Origin of the sequence: Bacteroides sp. MSK.20.82 (assembly GCF_019052485.1) — a bacterium.
GTDB lineage: Bacteria > Bacteroidota > Bacteroidia > Bacteroidales > Bacteroidaceae > Bacteroides > Bacteroides thetaiotaomicron.
The window spans coordinates 79,258-98,981 of sequence record NZ_JAHQUN010000022.1 but is presented as its reverse complement, the minus strand read 5'-3'; the positions used below and the strand labels follow the sequence as shown (position 1 = coordinate 98,981).

The 19,724-nt window shown below is 43.7% G+C and carries 16 protein-coding genes; 7 read left to right on the top strand and 9 right to left on the bottom strand.

What is annotated here, in order from left to right:
* Together KTR07_RS17385 and KTR07_RS17380 are read left to right on the top strand one after the other, a co-directional pair.
* Positions 1-377: DUF1080 domain-containing protein (locus tag KTR07_RS17385; RefSeq protein ID WP_217315336.1), on the top strand; the 377-nt coding region annotated here is incomplete at its 5' end.
* Positions 378-516: 139 nt separating this feature from the next.
* Positions 517-1,431: a sugar phosphate isomerase/epimerase gene (locus tag KTR07_RS17380; protein ID WP_008763945.1), complete on the top strand. Its 915-nt coding sequence runs from the start codon at positions 517-519 to the stop codon at positions 1,429-1,431.
* 68 nt (positions 1,432-1,499) lie between these two features.
* Here KTR07_RS17380 and KTR07_RS17375 read toward each other — a convergent pair whose 3' ends face one another.
* Together KTR07_RS17375 and KTR07_RS17370 are read right to left on the bottom strand one after the other, a co-directional pair.
* The gene (locus tag KTR07_RS17375) at positions 1,500-1,724 is read right to left on the bottom strand and encodes a hypothetical protein (protein ID WP_008759748.1); all 225 of its coding nucleotides are present in this window, start codon (positions 1,722-1,724) and stop codon (positions 1,500-1,502) included.
* 159 nt (positions 1,725-1,883) lie between these two features.
* Positions 1,884-3,557, bottom strand: a complete 1,674-nt coding sequence (locus KTR07_RS17370; protein ID WP_054960538.1) for a long-chain fatty acid--CoA ligase — start codon at positions 3,555-3,557, stop codon at positions 1,884-1,886.
* A 109-nt stretch (positions 3,558-3,666) separates the two neighbouring features.
* On the opposite strand from KTR07_RS17370, the gene mtaB reads away from it, so the two are divergent.
* From mtaB to KTR07_RS17350, 4 genes are read left to right on the top strand one after another with little or no spacing between them, the layout of a single operon-like run.
* Complete coding sequence (mtaB, locus tag KTR07_RS17365; protein ID WP_008763943.1) at positions 3,667-4,998, top strand: tRNA (N(6)-L-threonylcarbamoyladenosine(37)-C(2))-methylthiotransferase MtaB; 1,332 nt, start codon at positions 3,667-3,669, stop codon at positions 4,996-4,998.
* Complete coding sequence (locus KTR07_RS17360; protein ID WP_008759751.1) at positions 4,988-5,881, top strand: lysophospholipid acyltransferase family protein; 894 nt, start codon at positions 4,988-4,990, stop codon at positions 5,879-5,881. The genes mtaB and KTR07_RS17360 overlap by 11 nt, the downstream gene beginning before the upstream one ends.
* Before the next feature lie 2 nt (positions 5,882-5,883).
* A complete protein-coding gene (locus tag KTR07_RS17355; RefSeq protein ID WP_008759752.1) occupies positions 5,884-6,912 on the top strand; it encodes a glycosyltransferase family 2 protein in 1,029 nt (342 codons plus the stop codon).
* A gap of 4 nt (positions 6,913-6,916) precedes the next feature.
* Positions 6,917-7,441 carry a methylglyoxal synthase gene (locus tag KTR07_RS17350; RefSeq protein ID WP_008759753.1) on the top strand — a complete coding sequence of 175 codons (525 nt, stop codon included), beginning with the start codon at positions 6,917-6,919 and terminating at the stop codon, positions 7,439-7,441.
* A gap of 329 nt (positions 7,442-7,770) precedes the next feature.
* Here KTR07_RS17350 and folB read toward each other — a convergent pair whose 3' ends face one another.
* From folB to KTR07_RS17325, 5 genes are all read right to left on the bottom strand, one after another.
* Positions 7,771-8,139: a dihydroneopterin aldolase gene (gene folB, locus KTR07_RS17345; protein WP_008759754.1), complete on the bottom strand. Its 369-nt coding sequence runs from the start codon at positions 8,137-8,139 to the stop codon at positions 7,771-7,773.
* A 143-nt stretch (positions 8,140-8,282) separates the two neighbouring features.
* On the bottom strand, positions 8,283-9,254 hold the full coding sequence (locus KTR07_RS17340) for a glycosyltransferase family 4 protein (RefSeq protein ID WP_008759755.1): 972 nt from the start codon (positions 9,252-9,254) through the stop codon (positions 8,283-8,285).
* A gap of 94 nt (positions 9,255-9,348) precedes the next feature.
* Positions 9,349-10,362, bottom strand: coding sequence for an acyltransferase family protein (locus KTR07_RS17335; protein WP_054960215.1), 1,014 nt, complete (start codon positions 10,360-10,362; stop codon positions 9,349-9,351).
* A gap of 212 nt (positions 10,363-10,574) precedes the next feature.
* The gene (locus KTR07_RS17330; RefSeq protein ID WP_008763941.1) at positions 10,575-13,256 is read right to left on the bottom strand and encodes a 4-alpha-glucanotransferase; all 2,682 of its coding nucleotides are present in this window, start codon (positions 13,254-13,256) and stop codon (positions 10,575-10,577) included.
* A gap of 131 nt (positions 13,257-13,387) precedes the next feature.
* Positions 13,388-15,925 (bottom strand): adenosylcobalamin-dependent ribonucleoside-diphosphate reductase, encoded by a 2,538-nt coding sequence (locus KTR07_RS17325; protein ID WP_008759758.1) that lies wholly within the window; start codon positions 15,923-15,925, stop codon positions 13,388-13,390.
* Between the two features lie 284 nt (positions 15,926-16,209).
* Between KTR07_RS17325 and KTR07_RS17320 the strand changes: the two genes are divergently transcribed.
* Positions 16,210-16,947, top strand: coding sequence for an NADPH-dependent oxidoreductase (locus KTR07_RS17320; RefSeq protein WP_008763940.1), 738 nt, complete (start codon positions 16,210-16,212; stop codon positions 16,945-16,947).
* A gap of 113 nt (positions 16,948-17,060) precedes the next feature.
* Here KTR07_RS17320 and dnaA read toward each other — a convergent pair whose 3' ends face one another.
* Entirely contained in the window at positions 17,061-18,473 is a 1,413-nt protein-coding gene (dnaA, locus tag KTR07_RS17315) for a chromosomal replication initiator protein DnaA (protein WP_008759760.1), read from the bottom strand.
* A gap of 351 nt (positions 18,474-18,824) precedes the next feature.
* Complete coding sequence (locus tag KTR07_RS17310) at positions 18,825-19,718, bottom strand: MlaD family protein (RefSeq protein ID WP_008759761.1); 894 nt, start codon at positions 19,716-19,718, stop codon at positions 18,825-18,827.
* Positions 19,719-19,724: the final 6 nt, after the last annotated feature.

Genomic DNA, 19,724 nt, shown 5'->3' with positions numbered 1-19,724 from the left:
AGGTATTGGACAATGACAATCATCCGGATGCAAAATTGGGTAAAGACAATAACCGTCAGTCGGCTTCTTTATATGACATGATTCCGGCAGTTCCTCAGAATGCGAAACCTTTCGGCGAATGGAACAAGGCTAAGATCATGGTTTATAAAGGTACTGTTGTTCACGGACAGAATGACGAGAATGTACTCGAATACCACTTGTGGACCAAACAATGGACTGACCTTTTGCAAGCCAGCAAATTCAGCCAGGACAAATGGCCGTTGGCTTTCGAACTGCTGAATAATTGCGGTGGCGAAAACCACGAAGGATTTATCGGAATGCAGGATCACGGTGATGACGTTTGGTTCCGCAATATCCGCGTGAAAGTTCTGGACTGATCACATAAATAATTCAAAGATAGGCTGTGTCAAAAGTAACATCAACATGGCATTTAGTTCTGAATGACAGAATGATATGCCCGACGAACTTCTGACACAGCTTTTTTATTTTAATACATGAACCCCTTTATCTACAAACATGAAACTCCAAATAAATCTATGTGCGCTGGCTCTTCTTTTAATGATTCCGTTTACGGCCATGGCACAGTCTAAAACAAAAGCGAAAGCTAAAAAAGAAGTAGCGATTCAACTCTATTCTGTCAGGGATATATTGAATAAGGTAGACAATAAGGACGGCAAATGTGACGCCGCTTATATTACTCTTCTGAAGAACTTGGCGAAAATGGGATATACCAGTGTGGAAGCCGCCAATTATAATAATGGAAAGTTTTACGACAGAACTCCCGACCAATTTAAAAAAGATGTAGAATCTGCCGGGCTGAAGGTTTTATCCTCACATTGCACAAGAGGATTGTCGAAAGAAGAATTAGCTTCCGGTGATTTTTCAAGTTCACTTCAATGGTGGGACCAGTGTATTGCTGATCATAAAGCTGCCGGTATGAGTTACATTGTAGCTCCTTGGATGGATGTGCCTAAAACACTTAAGGAGTTGGATACATATTGTGCTTATTACAATGAAATAGGCAAACGTTGTAAACAGCAGGGGATGTCGTTCGGATACCATAATCATGCTCATGAATTTCAGAAGGTAGAAGATAAAGTGATGTATGATTACATGATTGAGCATACCAATCCTGAATATGTTTTCTTCCAGATGGATGTTTATTGGGTAGTTCGCGGACAAAACAGTCCGGTCGATTATTTTAATAAATACCCCGGTCGTTTTAAAATGTTCCATATCAAAGATCACAGAGAAATCGGGCAGAGCGGAATGGTTGGTTTCGACGCTATTTTCAAGAATGCAAAGACAGCTGGTGTGAAGCATCTTGTTGCAGAGATAGAAAGCTACAGCATGCCCGTAGAGAAAAGTGTCGAGGTAAGTCTGGATTATTTGCTGGATGCTCCCTTTGTGAAAAGCTCATACGCTAAATAAGGCATAAAAAAAAGTCTGTGCATGCTTTTAGCATGTCAGACTTTCAATTCTCTCTAGGCTGTTCTGAATTATTCAGCTACAGCTTCAGTTGCAGTGCTATCTGCATTCAAAGAGTCAGCTGCTGCCTGAGCTGCTGCTTGTTCTGCTTCAGCTGCTGCTGCTTCTACAGCTGCGATTGAGTCAGCGATGCGGATAGAATCTTGTTGAGCTTTTGCTGCGTCAGCTGCTTTGTTACCACAAGATGCGAATGATACTGCTACGATAGCTACGGCCATCAAAACTAATTTTTTCATTTTCTTTGCTTTTTAAAAACGTAATACAATCAATTGCTTTATTAAAACGCTGCAAAGTTATGTACTTTTTCAATATGTTGTTCTCGAAAAGCCAACTATTTTTATAATTTTTTTTAGAAGCTTGTTATATTACGCCTTCAATCCATGTTTTAAAACATACTAATCGACAGCTATACTGTTATATAGATACCTTTTGATGCTTCTTTTCGGGGTTTTCTCAAATTCCGTAGGATAAAGCTGAATCTTGCTGACTTTTTCATACGCAGCTACATTATTATTTAAGTTCTTCAGATTTTCATCCATGATGGTTTTCAGGTTATCCGGATTGTTCAATCCGAGAGAATCCAGCGCTTCGTAATCCGCATAGACCAGTGCCACCAGTTTCTTGTTGCGTTCGATGACGAGGCTTTCAAGAATGAATGGCAGGTTATTGAGTTTGGCTTCCAGCTCTTCGGGGAAGATGTTCTGTCCGCTCGAACTCAGAATCATGCTTTTGAGTCGTCCGCGGATGAAGATATTTCCGCTGGCGTCCATAGTACCAAGGTCGCCGGTGCGCAGCCAGCCGTCTTCGGTAAACACTTCCTGCGTGGCTTCCGGATTCTTATAATATCCCACCATCACGTTTTCGCCACGTACCTGAATCTCTCCGGTTTCCGCTTCCGGATTTTCTTTATAGATGCGTGCCTCCATGATATCCAGCACTTTGCCGGAAGAGCCTAAAATAAATTCATTCCAGGGAGCATAGCTGATCAGTGGTCCGCACTCGGTCATGCCATAACCGATGGTGAAAGGGAACTTTATTTTGTAGAAGAACTCTTCCACTTCCTGATTCATGGCAGCGCCTCCGATGATGATTTCCTTGAAACGTCCGCCCAAGGCGTCTATCAGCTTTTTCCGTATCTGATTGTAAATCTGGGTATCGAGCAAAGGAATGTTTAACGCCCATTTCATACCTTTCTTATTAATGAGCGGCTGGATGACATTTTTATATATTTTCTCGATGACCAGCGGAACAGTGATGATCAGGTTCGGTTTTACCTCCTCAAAAGCCTTCATGATAATTTTGGGAGAAGGCGTTTTACCGAGCAGGGTGACATGAGTTCCGACAGCAGTTGCAGTCAGAAAGTCGAAAGCGCAACCGTAGGCGTGTGCCAGTGGCAGGAAAGAAAGCACTTTATCTCCTTTTTTAAGTAACTCCGTGCGGATGCCGAAAGTGACATTGCCGGCAAGATTGTTGCCCGTCAACATTACCCCTTTGCTGAAGCCGGTAGTTCCCGATGTGTAGTTCAACAGCATTACCTTATCATTGGATAACGTAGTGTATTGAATGTCCTCGCGCGTGAATCCTTTCGGATAGGCGGCGTACATTTCATCATTGAGGTGTACCAGAAACTTCTGAATAGTTTCTCCGTCCCGCTGATAGAGGCAGCGGAAGTCGGTGAGCGAAAAAACTCCGCGCAGTCCGGTCAGCTTTTCTTCTTCCAGGTTTTCCCAGATGCTGTCACTGGTAAAGAGGAAAACGGACTCGGAATGGTTGACGATATGATGCACATCGTTGGGCGTAAAGTCTTGCAGGATAGGGACGATGATGGCTCCGTAGGTGATGGTTGCCATGTAGGCGATGCACCAGTGGGCATTATTTTTGCCGATAACGGCTATTTTATCTCCTCTACGCAGGCTGCAGTGTTTGAAGAGCAGGTGCATACGGGCGATTTCTCCGGCTACCTGGCCATAAGTATAATGAACGGATTCACCATAATCGGTATAGCAAGGTAAATCCCAATTTTCCCGAAAACTATTTTCGTATAGTTTAATGAAATTCTCTTTAATCATTGCACGTTTTTTAGTGAATTGTGCAAAAATAGGAATAAACTTTCGTATCCTAAAGTGTTTTACTAATAATAATGTGTAACTTTGCAGGAAATATGCGTTATAACAGATTATGATAGATACCACTGTATTTCAAAATAAGACAGCCGTTTATTATACGTTAGGCTGCAAATTGAACTTTTCAGAGACTTCAACTATCGGCAAAATCCTGCGGGAGGCAGGAGTCCGGACTGCACGTAAAGGGGAAAAAGCAGACATCTGTGTAGTAAATACTTGTTCGGTGACGGAGATGGCAGACAAGAAATGTCGTCAGGCTATTCATCGGTTGGTCAAGCAGCATCCCGGAGCTTTTGTGGTAGTGACCGGATGTTACGCGCAGTTGAAACCCGGCGACGTGGCAAAGATAAAAGGAGTAGATGTAGTGCTGGGTGCCGAGCAGAAAGGAGACTTGTTGCAGTATCTCGGCGACCTCCATAAGCATGAAGAGGGAGAGGCATTTACTACCACCACCAAAGATATCCGTTCGTTTTCTCCTTCGTGTTCACGGGGCGACCGTACTCGTTTCTTCCTGAAAGTACAAGACGGATGCGATTATTTCTGTTCTTATTGTACCATTCCTTTTGCCCGTGGACGCAGCCGTAACGGTACTGTTGCCTCTATGGTGGAGCAGGCAAGGCAGGCTGCTGCCGAAGGCGGAAAAGAGATCGTACTGACAGGCGTGAATATCGGCGATTTTGGTAAGACTACCGGTGAGACTTTCTTTGATCTGGTGAAAGCGCTGGATCAGGTGGAAGGCATCGAACGTTACCGCATTTCTTCTATCGAGCCCAATCTGCTGACTGATGAAATCATCGAGTTCGTTTCCCGTTCCCGTAGATTTATGCCTCATTTTCATATCCCGTTGCAATCCGGTTGCGATGAAGTGCTGAAATTGATGCGCCGTCGTTATGATACGGCTCTTTTTGCCTCTAAAGTAAAGAAAATCAAGGAAGTGATGCCGGATGCCTTTATCGGAGTCGATGTGATTGTAGGTACTCGCGGAGAGACGGAAGAGTATTTTGAACAGGCTTATCAGTTTATTTCCGGACTGGATGTGACACAGTTGCATGTGTTCAGCTACTCCGAACGTCCGGGGACGCAGGCCTTGAAGATAGATTATGTGGTTTCGCCGGAAGAGAAACATCAGCGCAGCCAGCGCTTGCTGACACTTTCTGATGAAAAGACACGGGCTTTCTATACCCGTCATATCGGGCAGACCATGCAGGTATTGATGGAAAAATCAAAAGCAGGTACACCGATGCACGGGTTTACCGCTAACTATATCCGCGTAGAAGTGGAGAATGACGAATCATTGGACAATCAGATGATTAACGTCCGACTGGGAGAATTTAATGAAGACATGACAGCGCTTAAAGGCACAATTCTGATGAATTATGAAGTCTAGATTTATCTATTGGCTGGTATATAGCGGGATGTGGCTGTTTTCGGCGCTTCCCTTCCGGATATTGTACTTACTTTCGGATTTCAATTACCTGTTGATGTACCGTATAGGGAGGTATCGCCGGAAAGTAGTACGGGAGAATCTGAAGAAATCATTTCCCGAAAAAGACAAGAAAGAAAGGCTGCAGATCGAACGCCGTTTCTATCGTTACCTTTCCGACTATATGCTTGAAGACTTGAAAATGCTTCATATGTCACCCGAAGACCTTTATAAGCGGATGACTTATAAGAATACGGAACAATATCTGGAACTGACCGAGAAATATGGCGGAATCATCGTAATGATTCCTCATTATGCCAATTATGAATGGCTGATCGGGATGGGATCTATTATGAAACCGGGTGATGTACCGATGCAAGTCTATAAACCTCTGAAAGATAAATACTTGAACGAATTGTTCCAGCGCATCCGTTCCCGCTTCGGAGGATATAACGTTCCGAAACATTCTACGGCACGCGAAATTATCAAGTTGAAGCGTGAAGGCAAAAAGATGGTTGTCGGTCTGATTACTGACCAGTGGCCCAGCGGAAACGAAAAATACTGGACTACTTTTTTGGGGCAGGAAACCGCCTTTCTGAATGGTGCGGAGCGCATTGCGAAAATGATGAACTTCCCTGTGTTCTATTGTGATCTGACAAAACCCGGCAGAGGGTATTGTGTAGCTGAGTTTAAGCTGATGACAGAGAAACCGAAGGAGACGGGTGAAGGAGAAATTACGGAAATGTTTGCTGATTATCTGGAACAGACGATTCGCAGGGAACCGGCTTATTGGCTGTGGTCTCATAAACGTTGGAAAGCTTCTAAGGCTGAATGTGAAAGGGGGTAAGGATGAAAGTGTCAGTGGTTATTTTGAATTGGAACGGGTGCGATATGCTTCGTACTTTTCTTCCGTCCGTGATCCGCTATTCGAAGAGCGAAGAAGTAGAAGTCTGTGTGGCCGACAATGGCTCTACGGATGCTTCTGTGGAAATGCTTCGGGAGGAATTTCCTTGTGTCCGGATCATTGTGCTGGATCAGAATCATGGATTCGCAGATGGATATAACCTGGCTTTGCAGCAGGTAGAAGCGGAGTATGTGGTACTTCTGAATTCTGATGTTGAGGTGACCGAACATTGGCTTGAACCGATGATCTCCTATCTTGATGGCCATCCGGAGGTAGCTGCCTGTCAGCCGAAAATCCGTAGCCAGCGGCAAAAAGAGTATTTTGAATATGCCGGAGCAGCCGGAGGATTTATAGATAAGTACGGCTATCCGTTCTGTCGTGGGCGTATAATGGGAGTGGTTGAAAAGGATGAGGGACAGTATGATACGATCCTGCCAGTTTTCTGGGCAACGGGAGCCGCCCTGTTTATCCGTCATGCGGATTATCGTGAGGCGGGCGGACTGGACGGACGTTTCTTTGCCCACATGGAAGAGATTGATTTATGCTGGCGACTACGTTCCCGTGGTCGGGAAATCGTTTGCATTCCTCAAAGTACGGTCTATCACGTCGGTGGTGCAACTCTGAAAAAGGAGAATCCCCGCAAGACTTTTTTGAATTTTCGTAATAATCTTGTCATGCTCTATAAGAATCTTTCGGACGAAGAGTTAAATAAAGTGATGCGTATCCGGACTTGTCTCGATTACGTGGCTGCATTCACATTTCTGCTGAAGGGGCAGTTAGACAACGCCCGTGCGGTGATGCGTGCCCGGAAAGAATATAAACAGATTTGTCCTTCATTTTCTTCTTCCCGTAAAGAAAACTTAAGAAAAACTTCTTTGAATCCAATCCCTGAACGGATAAAAAGTAGTATCTTGTGGCAGTTTTATGTGGGAGGGTGCAAAAGATTCTCTCAATTGTCGGATTTAAAAGGATAACAAAATGGAACCAAAAGTAAGGAGAGGCATCGGGCTGGTAGCACATGATGCCATGAAAAAAGACCTCATCGAATGGGTGCTGTGGAACTCGGAACTGTTGATGGGAAATAAATTCTATTGTACAGGTACTACAGGTACTCTGATTCTGGAAGCACTGAAGGAGAAGCATCCTGAAGTGGAGTGGGACTTCACAATTCTGAAATCCGGTCCTTTGGGAGGTGACCAGCAGATGGGATCGCGTATTGTGGACGGTCAGATTGATTATCTATTCTTTTTCACTGACCCTATGACTTTGCAGCCACATGATACGGATGTTAAAGCATTAACCCGACTGGCCGGTGTTGAGAACATCGTTTTCTGTTGTAACCGTTCTACGGCGGATCATATCATTTCCAGCCCTCTGTTTATGGATCCCGATTACGAACGTACCCATCCGGACTATTCCAGTTATACGAAACGGTTCGAAAACAAATCCGTGGTAACGGAAGCTGTAGAATCGGTAAATAAAAGAAAAAGAAAGAAGAGATAGGTCGTTATAGACTGAAAATATGATAGTGTGAGGCTGCTTCAAGTAGAAATGAGGCAGCCTTACTTGTGCCATGCCTTTGGCACGACGATGCCACGCCTTTGGCACAACTGTGCCATGCCCTTGTCACAACTGTTTCCAAGCCTTTGTCACAACTGTGCCACACCCTTGTCACAACCGTGACACTCCTTTGGCATAACTGTGCCCATTACTTGGCACAAGCGGAATGATAGGGTGTTGTAAATAAGTTGACCGGATGTGGCAGTCCGGATGATAGGATGACAGACCAATGTGCTTCTTGATAATAACACAAACTGATAAAGCAAAGGTACTTATCTGCTGCAATGCAGTTCTACTCCGGCTGAGTCGATGTCTGCTCCCATAGGCGGATTCCGTTTGGAAAGACGAAGTTCTATTTCTTCAATGGCAGGAAATTCTGCCAGTAGTCTTTTAGCTATTCGTCCGCATACGTGTTCCAGCAACTTCGACGGGATGGACATTTCAGCTTTCACGGCTTCGTGTATTTCGGCATAGTTGACCGTATCCACCACGTCGTCTGTTTGAATAGCCTGACTGATATCTACCTTCAACTTCAAGTTGATAATATACTCATTTCCAATGATATTCTCTTGGGGGGCTACTCCATGATAAGCAAAGCAGCAGATGTCTTTCAGCAAAATATAGCTGTTGTTTATCTTCATATCTTTTGTTTTCTAAAAAAGTAAAGGTAAGGCTTTATTTCTTTTTATAAAGTGTTTTCGATCATTTTTGTTCGCTTATTAAATGAATGAAAGGCTTTATAAATGAGATTGTACTCATCAGCTATGTAATTCAACTGCCATTTTTAGTCCCATGGAAGACGTCGTGCGATATCTATAATATGGGGGACTTCTTTATTCAAAGGTTCGCCGTTCAGTACAGTTTCATATTTCTTTAAATAGGCTTCTGCCATGACACTTGAATTGAATAGATCTCTGGCATATTCGTGGCAGACTTTCGGAGAATATTGTGCTGACTGTATATGTTCGGCCATTTCCTGTCCGTGGGCGGTCAGAAAACCGACTTCCGGTGAAACGAGTTCGGGAAGCGCACCGTAGGGAGTACCGAATACGGGAGCTCCGAAGTATAAGGATTCAGTGATTGCAAGTCCGAAAGGTTCGTGCCATGTAACGGGGAAAATAAGCCCTTTTGACTGCTCAATAATAACTTTTTTCTTTGAATCATCTACCATTCCATGAAAATGAATCCGTGGATTCCATGTGAATCGGAAGCCCATTTTGAGATTGAGGCGATAACCGCCTAAAACGTCCAGTTGTGCGTTCTTGATGCTTTGGACAACGGCGATAGCTCCTTTGATATTTTTGACCTTCCAGGCTGCTTTGCCTAGAAAATGGTAGTTTTTTCTGGAAAGGGTGAGGTTGGCGGGACCGTAGTCATCCCAGTCCAGTCCATTGTAAACGAATGATTCGCTTCCAAGTCTTTGTGCATGATTACGTGAGACAAAAACGATGTTCCGGTCTGCGTTGGCCGGGATTCCATTGCCGTGTATGGTCAGTAAGTGCGGCTTGGTGATTCCTTCGGGAACGGGAATGTTGAAATGTACGATGTCCGCGTCTGTGGGGATTTGGGTGTTCAGATTTACGCTAGGGTCCAGTTCTATCACTTTAGCGAAAGGGCAGGAGGAACCTTTTCCTGCGATGAAGGTGACTTTGTGTCCGCGCTTATTGAGTTCTTTACCCAGATACCACATTACTCTTTGAGTTCCGCCGTATTTTATAGATGGAATTTTATCTCCTAAGACAATCGTTATATTCATTTGTTCTCGGTCTATAGTTCTTTGGAACAAAAGTAGTAAATTATTTGATAATTAAACTTAGAGTTAAGAAAAGTTTGGCTTGCACAATGTTTTGTTATTTGACTTTTAATAAATCCTTTTGTGCCACCAACTGTGGAATTATCTTAAGCAGGATAGGGGTAAAGAGAATGCAGATGGTCAATGTCAGCAGGAGCAGTGCGCTTGCTTCTGCCCAGTCGTTATGAATATAATGCGAAACGACCGGTCTTGCAAAGTGTATAATCGGTCCATGAATACTGAGTGTGATAATGGAATATCGCCCCAGATAAGAAACGATGCTTATTCTTTTTATTTTCTTACAGATCAGCATAATCATAAAGATTCCGGCAAATGCGGCAATGTATACCTGGAATATGTTGCCGGGATAATTGTTGGTCCGCATACCCGGCGTGGTGGCGGTGAAGTACATTACGACCAGTGCCAGCAGGACAAATGAGGGAATAATCTTGTCGAACCGATGACTGGGGAACAGGAAGAAATTATATCGGCGAACCCAGAAACCTGCCACATAGAAGGGGAGGGCAGTCATGGCAACGTCTATATACAAAGGAAGTTCGATGTGAAATTTGCCCAGGAAGAATCCTGTGCATCCGATCAGTAACGTTGCTGCAAACATCAGAGATAAATGCTTGTCACGCAGATAATGAATCAGATAGAACAGGATATTGCAGTTGAACAGAGCAAGCAGAAACCAGATGGGAGGATTGAACTTGATGAGGTCGTGCCCGTGAAAGACAAACAGTAATTCTCTCCATGACACAGGGAGATGGAAAGTTCCCGGTGCAATCTTCCATACAATGTATTTTAGTAGAAAGGCGCTGACGTAGAAGAAGATAAAGGGAATGATTAGCTTATTGGTCTTTCGGATAATGAACCCGTATAATCCTTCATAAGGCTTGAAGAAAATTCCTGATATAAAGAAATAGAGAGGCATGCGAAAGCAGGATAGCATGGAATGCTTGTCAAGTTGGTCGAAAGCGCCTCCGATATGCGCCATCACTACCAGAATAATGCAGACTCCCTTGGTTAAGTCCACAAAATCAATACGCCGATGCTGATTGTCTCCCATTTATTTTGCGTTGCGTTTTTGCGTTGCAAAGATACTTGATTAATTGGAAAAAACGGAATGAAGGAAGATAAAGAATTGCCGCATGGGAGAGAAACGGAGGTGTCAAAACTATCAGTTGATTTTATTCAGGCACAGATGACACGGATTTACAGTTTTAAGAGATTATAGGTCTAAAAAACGTGTTAATCCGTGTCACCCGTGCCTAAAGATATTTATTTCTTGGGAGCTCTGCCGGTGTATTTTATTAGCTCACGTATCTTGTCATTGAGTTCTTCTGCTTTCATCAACTGTTCCAGAGTGAGGTGCATCCGGTAACGCCAATAATTGCGCGGATTGGATGGTACATTAATCCGTTCTTCCTGCACATTCGGATTTCTCCATTTGCCATCAATGCTCAGCCAGTCTTGCAGGGACAGAATACAAAGTATGGAATTGCTTTTCAGATGATTGCGCACCACTTCTTCGCACAATTCGGGAGTGGCGACTGTCGGTGCGGTTCCGTAATGCCCCAGCATCGTGTTGTAGTAACGCTGTGTCTGCAGGTAATCTTCTTCCCACCAGCCTCGCAAAGTAGACATATCATGAGTGGAGATGGTACAAACCGACCGGTATGGGTATTCATTTAAATATCCGAACTCGTGCATCGGATTCTTTGGCATCCGCTGAATCTCCAGACTGAGGATACGAAGATCATTCATGACGGACGAAACACAATCCGGAATCATACCCAGGTCTTCTCCGCAAACCAGCATACGTGTCGATTGTGTCAGTTGCGGTAGTTTCTTCATAGCCTGTTGGCGCCAGAACTCGTTGTGGCGGTGATAATAATACTGATCATACAGTCTGTTAAACGCATTCTGCTCCTGTTCATTGAGTGAACGGAAGATGAAATCGCGTTGTATTCCGATGCGCGGATGATATTTATCTTTTTCTTTCGTGTCCGGTACAAAAAGAACATCACTGATCAAAGTGTATAGTCCATCCCGAATCCAAAGACTGTTTTCATCATTCTTTCCTGCAAAGAAACTCTCCACTTCCCGTTGGGTGGTGAACTCCGGTTTCATGTGATAAACACCGGGTGTTTCGGCAGGAAGCAGAAAAGTCTGTTTCACATAATCGGTATGCGGACCGAATACTTGCCCGAGGAAGGATTCATGAATATATGGAATCAAATATTCTTCCCGAAAGGGGAGTCCGTAACTTTCGATTTCCTCCCGACTCATAGGGATGGAGGGAATGAACTGTCCGAGTAATCCGTGTACGGCATGCATCGGGATTTCCCAGATACGGAAGAAACCGAGGATGTGGTCAATCCGGTAAGCGTCGAAGTACTCTGACATTTTTTGGAAACGCTTCATCCACCAGCGGTAGCCGTCCTTTTCCATGACGTCCCAGTTGTACGTGGGGAATCCCCAGTTTTGTCCGTTCACCGAGAAATCATCGGGAGGGGCGCCCGCCTGCCCGTTGAGATTGAAGTAATAAGGTTCGGTCCATGCTTCCACACTGTTGCGGCTGATGCCGATAGGGATATCTCCTTTGAGTACGACACCGTGTTCGCGGGCGTATTTCGTAGCGGCTACCAATTGCAGGTGCAGGTGAAACTGGATATAATAATAAAGTGCGATGTGCGGGTAATCTACAGATTCCGGCCGGCACATCTTCTCTATATCTTGTGCATTATAAACGGAATGTCTGGGCCATTCACGGAAATTAGGTGTCTGAAAGGCATCGCGCAGATAGCTGAAAACAGCGTAAGGTTGCAGCCATTCCTTATTGGCATTAAAGAATTCGCCGAACTCTCCGGAGGCTAATACTTTTTCTCCTTCCTGCTTGAAGATCAGTCGGAAGTATTCCCATTTCGTTTGGTTGACAGCTTCATAATCCATCGCCGGCAGGCCGTTGAGTTCTTTCTGTTTTTTGTTGAACTTCGCTGCGGCTGACTTGTCTTTCAGTGTTCCCATCTGCTTTATATCCGCATACATCGGGTGGAAAGCATAAATGGAGATACTATTATATGGATAAGAATCGGTCCACGCATGAGTCATGGTCGTATCATTGATCGGTAATATCTGTATAACCTTTTGTTGGGTACTTACAGCCCAGTCAATCATGCGTTTCAAATCTCCGAAATCTCCTACTCCGAAACTGTTCTCTGATTTCAGTGAAAAGACAGGGATGGCTATACCGGCCCCTTTCCATACCGGAATATCGAAATATGCATATCGGTCGGAGATGACCAGCGTCTCATTTGTTTTCAGTTCCGGGTCGGCAAGATAGCGGTTGGGGTTATTTTCCCAGCAGTCTGCTTTCTTTTCTTCTTTATGGTAAAGGATGAATTTGTATTCCAGCGGGAATTTCAGCTTACTTGCATCCAGCTCGATCTGCCATTCCGGAAAGTTGGCATCGCTCATGGGAATCGCTTTGTCCGGGTCCCAGTTTCCCAATGCTTTCTGATTTCCGCAAATTGCCAGGCAATAGTCTTTGTTGATGCGTGGGGCGTATGCCTTGATGACCAGCCCTTTTCTGTGACAATGCGGAATTTCAGCTCTGTCGGGATGGGCTAACAAGGCTTCCGTGAAGGCCGAACTGTAGTAATACAATTGTTCGGGGATATTTTTCCAGCAGTCTTTAATCTGATACTTCTTTTTAGAGTTACCGGATAAAAAGAGACGTCTCGGAAAACTGTCCCATTCTTTGCGGATGATGATTTGGTTTTGTTCTATCTGATAGCTGTAATTGATAGTCATTCCTTCTTTGGGAACTTCCAGTTCCACGTCTGCCGTCCAGTATATGCCGTCTGTGGTATGCATGGGGATCGACTCCGGCAGCAGCCCGGCAATCCTGACTTCTTCTCCCCAACTGGTACGATATTCGATGTTAAATGATACAGTCATATATATTAGATTTTGATTAGACACTAATGACTATGCAAGTATAAGACATTTTTTTGAATAAAAAATAAAAGGAGCCGTATTAGGACTCCTTTTAATCTTTTGTTTATATATTAATTAACATACATCACATGTTAACCGCATCTGGAAGCACCGCAAGTGGTACAGATCAGACAGCCTTCCTGATAGACCAAAGTTTCATTACCGCAATTCGGGCATTTCTTTCCTTTGGCTTCCGTTCCGTCCTGAATATATTTCTTCAATGCACGTTCTACACCGTTCTTCCAAGTGTTGATGCTCTCGCTGTTTAGTTGCAGAGAACCTACCAGCTTGATAACCTGCTCGATCGGCATCCGGTAACGGAGTACACCGGAGATCAGTTTTGCATAGTTCCAGTATTCCTTGTTGAACTTCTCTGACAATCCTTCGATAGTCGTCTTGTATCCACGTTTATTTTCGAACTGGAAGTCGTAACGCTTGGTTCCATCCTCGTCTATATTCTTGATAATACGTCCGCTGGTTACGCTTTTCGGCAACAGGATACCTTCATCGTCATCCTGCAAACCGGTGAATATCTCGTAAGGATGTCCATCCAGCAGTCCTACAAAAGCCACCCATTTCTCTTTGTTATTCTGGAAACGAACCACGTCGGCTTCCAGTATTCTTGGGCGTGTTTCTACTACCGTAGGCGGTTTGCAAGGAGGAAGAGTTTCTTTCTTATCCGATTTGGTTGAAATCAATACTCCGGAACGTGAGCCGTCGCGGTATACCGTACATCCTTTGCAACCGGATTTCCATGCTTCTACATACAGGCGGTTGACAAGATCCTCGTCTACATCGTTCGGCAGGTTGATGGTTACGCTGATAGAGTGGTCTACCCATTTTTGGATTCTTCCCTGCATCTTCACTTTCATCAACCAGTCTACGTCATTGGAAGTCGCTTTATAATAAGGTGACTTGGCCACCAGCTCGTCAATCTCTTCCTGCGAATAACGCTTGGCGGGATCGTATCCGTTAGCTTCCATCCATGTCACGAATTTATGATGGAATACGATATATTCTTCGAATGCGTCGCCTGTCTCGTCAACAAAGTCAACGTGTACATTCGTATCGTTCGGGTTTACTTTTCTTCTGCGCTTGTAAACGGGTAGGAAGACCGGTTCGATACCGGAAGTCGTCTGTGTCATCAGACTGGTTGTTCCTGTAGGAGCAATCGTCAGACATGCAATATTACGACGGCCATATTTCTTCATTTCTGCATACAGTTCCGGATCAGCCTCGGCAAGACGCTGAATGAACGGATTGTTCTGTTCGCGCTCATTGCTGTATATTTCGAAAGCACCGCGTTCTTTTGCCATTTCAACCGAAGAACGATAGGCACCGAGGGCCACTGTCTTATGTACTTTTTCAGAGAATTCGGTTGCTTCTTCGGTTCCGTAGCGCAGACCTAAAGCAGCAAGCATATCGCCTTCCGCAGTGATTCCCACACCTGTACGGCGACCTTGACCGCTCTTCTTATATATCTTGTTCCACAAGTTGCGTTCGGCATGTTTTACCTCTTCGCCTTCCGGGTCTTGATCGATCTTTTCCATGATACGTTCGATCTTCTCCAGTTCGAGGTCGATGATGTCGTCCATGATGCGTTGAGCCAGCGCAACGTGTTTTTTGAACAATTCGAAATCAAAATAGGCATCCGGTTTAAACGGATTTACTACATAAGAATATAGATTGATAGCCAGCAGACGACAAGAGTCATAAGGACACAATGGAATTTCACCGCATGGATTGGTAGATACAGTCTTATAACCTAAATCTGCGTAGCAATCGGGCACAGATTCACGGATAATCGTATCCCAGAATAAAACACCGGGTTCTGCCGATTTCCATGCATTGTGCACAATCTTCTTCCATAATGTGGAAGCATCTATTTCTTTAGTGGTAGTCGGATTTGCCGATTCAATCGGATATTGTTGTATATAAGGTTTCTCGTCAACTGCCGCCTGCATGAAAGCGTCGTCCAGCTTTACGGAAACATTGGCTCCGGTAACTTTTCCTTCCGTCATTTTAGCGTCGATGAAGGCTTCCGAATCCGGATGCTTGATAGACACACTCAGCATCAGTGCACCACGACGACCGTCCTGAGCGACTTCGCGGGTAGAGTTGGAATAACGTTCCATGAACGGAACGAGACCAGTGGAAGTCAATGCCGAATTTTTAACGGGAGAACCTTTCGGGCGGATGTGAGACAAGTCATGACCTACTCCTCCACGTCTTTTCATGAGCTGTACTTGTTCCTCGTCGATTTTGATGATAGCGCCATAAGAGTCTGCTGCGCCGTCTACCCCGATTACGAAGCAGTTGGATAGTGAAGCGACCTGATAGTCATTACCGATACCCGTCATCGGGCTTCCTTGCGGAACGATGTACTTAAAATGATCCAGCAGATCATACAGTTCCTTTGCTGTCAGTGCATTCGGATACTTTGCCTCGATACGTGCTACTTCATTGGCAATTCTCCAATGCATATCTTCCGGAGATTTTTCATAGATGTTTCCGAAAGAATCCTTTACTGCGTACTTGTTTACCCAAACCCTTGCAGCAAGCTCGTCGCCTTGAAAATATCGTAAAGATTCTTCGTAGGCTTCGTCATAAGAATAAATTTGTTTTTCCACGATCCAATGTGTCTTAGATTTTATTATTTAATAAGTAATGTGTAGAAGTTTACTTATCAGTAACAAATGTGGCTGCAAAGCTAAGAATGTTTTTTTATCTATCAAAATAAAAATGCAACATTTTATCAACAGGCTTTAAGTTTTCCGTTTGTTATTGTTAAGTCTTTGATTAACAGATAACTTTGCTTTTTGTTCATGGCTTTAAGTTTTCCAAAAAGAAAATTAGATTATTTCATTGATATGGCAAAATAATATTTCTTTTTGTATCTTTGCAAAAAAAAGATATGTTTGAAACCGTAAAGAACAGAAGAACAATCCGGAAATACCAGCAAAAAGATATTGCTCCTGATTTGTTAAATGATTTGCTCGAAACCTCTTTCCGCGCTTCTACGATGGGAGGGATGCAACTTTATAGTGTTATAGTGACTCGCGATGCAGAAATGAAAGAGAAACTTTCTCCTGCTCATTTCAATCAGCCGATGGTAAAAGGGGCACCTGTCGTGCTTACTTTTTGTGCCGATTTCCGCCGTTTCAGCAAGTGGTGTGAACAGAGAAACGCTGTTCCCGGCTACGATAATTTAATGTCTTTTATGAATGCATCTATGGATACCTTGTTGGTTGCGCAAACCTTCTGCACATTGGCAGAAGAGGCAGGCTTGGGTATCTGTTATCTGGGAACGACTACTTATAACCCGCAAATGATCATCGATACACTTCAACTGCCGAAACTGGTATTCCCTATTACGACGATCACAGTCGGCTATCCGGACGGTACTCCGGCCCAGGTGGACCGCTTGCCTCTCGAAGCTGCCGTGCATCAGGAAGTTTACCATGATTATACTCCGGAAGACATCGATCGCTTGTACGAGTATAAAGAATCACTGCCGGAAAATAAACAGTTTATAGAAGAAAATAAGAAAGAAACTCTGGCACAAGTATTTACGGATGTACGTTATACAAAGAAAGACAATGAATTTATGTCTGAGAACTTGTTGAAAGTGCTTCGTCAACAAGGATTCTAATGATAAGTAATAGGTAATAAGTAATAGGTAATAAGTAATAGGTAATAGCTATGCGGACTGCACTTGTTTATGCAGCTTCGATATTACCTATTACTTAATACCTATTACTTGAATTATGCTTTCTTCTTCAGCAACGACTCAATCTCCTGTACCTCAGCCTGAAAGCTTTTATCTACTTCCAACTGACCTTTTACAGTCTTGCAAGCATGCAGCACTGTCGCATGATCCTTATTGCCGATGAACTTACCGATTTTTGAAGTTGAGAAATCCGTATAATTCTTAGCCAGGTACATTGCAATCTGACGTGCCTGAACCACTTCTCTTTTTCTGGATTTGGTGTGAATAGCCGATGCTTCCAGATCAAAGTGCTTGCATACTACTTTCAGTATATCGTCAATGGTAACTGCTTTTGTTTCGTTGTGAACTACGCCGTGTACAATATGTTGGGCTAAATCCAAGTCTATTTCTTTGTTGAAAATAGTAGAGCGTGCCATAATGGCGATGACGATACCTTCCAGGTCTCGTACACTCTCATTTACATTTTCAGCGATATAGTCGATCACTTCCGGTGGGAATTGCAGACCGTCGCGGTGTATCTTGTTCCGCAGGATGTTTTTGCGGAGTTCGACAGTCGGTTTTTCCAGTTCTGCCACCATTCCCCATTTGAAACGGGTCAACAGACGTTCTTCCATACCCTGCAATAATACAGGGGCACGGTCGGAAGTCAGTATAAGCTGCTTTCCGTTTTGATGTAAATGATTGAAGATATGGAAGAAAGTATTTTGAGTTTTCGTTACTCCGGCAAATTCCTGAATATCATCAATGATTAATACATCAATTGTCTGGTAGAAGTTGATAAAGTCGTTGGTCGTGTTATTACGTACGGAGTCTGTATATTGCACTTGAAACAGATGTGCCGAAACATACAATACTCTTTTATCGGCATATAATTCTTTGATTTTAGTACCGATTGCGTTTGCCAGGTGTGTTTTCCCCACTCCGGACGCTCCGTAAAGGAACAATGGATTGAAGGCAGTACCTGCTGGATTTTGCGCAACCGCTTCTGCTACGCTTCTTGAAAGTTTGTTGCTGTATCCTTCTATAAAGTTCTCGAAGTTATAGTTCGGGTTCAAGTGCGGGTCTAAGTCCTGTACGGCAGGAGCTTTCAGGAAACTGGGCGCCTTGTTGCCACCGACGATGCTTTTAGGAGTAACAGCTGTAGAACGATTGCTTGCTTCGAGATTCACGGTTTGATTCGGAATCGAAGTCTTGTCGACCATGACGTTATACATTAACTTGGTGCCTTCGCCAATAGCTTTGTACAATGTCTTTCGCAGCAAATCCACGAATTTCTCTTCCAGTATTTCATAGAAAAACTGGCTCGGGATCTGTACGATCAATGTTTTGTCCTCATATTTTAATGGAACAATCGGGGCAAACCAAGTATTATATGTCGTCTCTGGAACATTGTCTTTAATTACTTCGAGACAGCGGTTCCAAAGTACAACATGATTTGATTCAATCATAGTGACTTTAATACATTTATTAAATTAAGCGAAACTTCTACGTTTGCAAAATTGGGAATCTTATTTGGAAAAAACAAATTAGCTTTTTCTTGTTTTTCTCGGGCAAACAATAATGTGTTTACTTTCAATGACTTATAGAATTGTGTTGGAACACTGTCTGTTTCCCCTCTCTTGCAAAATTATAAGTATCTGTATTTTAGTTGTTTATCGTTTTATTCTTACTCTTTTATACTTCCCGTACTTGTTTGTACGGGAATATTATTTCGGTCTGTAGATAGACTTTTGCAGAGGTTATACTCCCTTTTATATACCGCCTGCTTATTTAGATAAAATCTATATAAGAAAGATTTGCTACTTGTCTTTCTTCCCGAATAAAGAGAAATGAACGTACCGTTTGGGGTGTGCTTTCAGGTCTTCCAGTAAGCTCGCCGCATTCTCTGTGGTAGCGTTCAGATTGTTATATAAAGCAGGGTCGTTGAAGAGCAGTCCGATAGTGTTATCTTTGCTGTTCAACTTCTCTGTAATCATTTTTACGTTAGCGAGTGTTGCGTCAACTTTTTGGAAAATGGCGCTGTAGTCCACTTCCTTCAAGTTACCGCTGATCGCTACAAAATTATCTCCGATGGTATTGAGCTTGCCGGTCAGCTGGGGGATGTCCTTACTCATGAGTCCTTTCATCTGAGAGCTGACTACAGCAAGATTGGCGGTAGTCGTTTCGATAGAGTGCAGCGTAGAAGGGATGCTCTTGTCACCTACGATGTTGTTCAGTGAGGTGAGGATGGAATCCAGTTTCGGTAACATACTCTCAATTTGGGGCATGAGTTTCGCTACGCTTTCCATCATTCCGTTGTTCAATGTGCCGGGGATGGTGTCGCCTATGGCATATTTCTCACGCGGGTTGTTGGCGAGAAGAATATTCATGCGTACGCCTCCCATCAGTTCGGATACAAGTTCTGCGCTACTTCCTTTCGGGATGCGGAGTTCGGTGTCCAGTTCGACTTCAACGATCACATTTCCGGGATTTACATAGTCATATTCGATGTCGCGTACAATACCTACACGAACGCCATCAGCAAAAACAGGGCTCGACTTGGTCAGTCCGTTTACATTCTGAAACTTGGCATAGAAATAGCTTGAAGGCTGAAACATATGTATGCCTTTCAGCCAATTAATTCCATAGACAAGCACGCATAATGCTACGATACCTGCAATTCCTATTCGAACTTCTTTTGTAATGTACTTCATTTTATT

What these genes read in the sequence shown, in the direction of transcription:
- KTR07_RS17370 (WP_054960538.1), bottom strand. Translation starts at nt 3,557, where the DNA reads ATGATTAAAGAGAATTTCATTAAACTATACGAAAATAGTTTTCGGGAA.
- mtaB (WP_008763943.1), top strand. Translation starts at nt 3,667, where the DNA reads ATGATAGATACCACTGTATTTCAAAATAAGACAGCCGTTTATTATACG.
- KTR07_RS17350 (WP_008759753.1), top strand. Translation starts at nt 6,917, where the DNA reads ATGGAACCAAAAGTAAGGAGAGGCATCGGGCTGGTAGCACATGATGCC.
- KTR07_RS17360 (WP_008759751.1), top strand. Translation starts at nt 4,988, where the DNA reads ATGAAGTCTAGATTTATCTATTGGCTGGTATATAGCGGGATGTGGCTG.
- KTR07_RS17340 (WP_008759755.1), bottom strand. Translation starts at nt 9,254, where the DNA reads ATGAATATAACGATTGTCTTAGGAGATAAAATTCCATCTATAAAATAC.
- KTR07_RS17375 (WP_008759748.1), bottom strand. Translation starts at nt 1,724, where the DNA reads ATGAAAAAATTAGTTTTGATGGCCGTAGCTATCGTAGCAGTATCATTC.
- KTR07_RS17310 (WP_008759761.1), bottom strand. Translation starts at nt 19,718, where the DNA reads ATGAAGTACATTACAAAAGAAGTTCGAATAGGAATTGCAGGTATCGTA.
- KTR07_RS17335 (WP_054960215.1), bottom strand. Translation starts at nt 10,362, where the DNA reads ATGGGAGACAATCAGCATCGGCGTATTGATTTTGTGGACTTAACCAAG.
- KTR07_RS17380 (WP_008763945.1), top strand. Translation starts at nt 517, where the DNA reads ATGAAACTCCAAATAAATCTATGTGCGCTGGCTCTTCTTTTAATGATT.
- folB (WP_008759754.1), bottom strand. Translation starts at nt 8,139, where the DNA reads ATGAAGATAAACAACAGCTATATTTTGCTGAAAGACATCTGCTGCTTT.
- KTR07_RS17355 (WP_008759752.1), top strand. Translation starts at nt 5,884, where the DNA reads ATGAAAGTGTCAGTGGTTATTTTGAATTGGAACGGGTGCGATATGCTT.
- KTR07_RS17330 (WP_008763941.1), bottom strand. Translation starts at nt 13,256, where the DNA reads ATGACTGTATCATTTAACATCGAATATCGTACCAGTTGGGGAGAAGAA.
- KTR07_RS17320 (WP_008763940.1), top strand. Translation starts at nt 16,210, where the DNA reads ATGTTTGAAACCGTAAAGAACAGAAGAACAATCCGGAAATACCAGCAA.
- dnaA (WP_008759760.1), bottom strand. Translation starts at nt 18,473, where the DNA reads ATGATTGAATCAAATCATGTTGTACTTTGGAACCGCTGTCTCGAAGTA.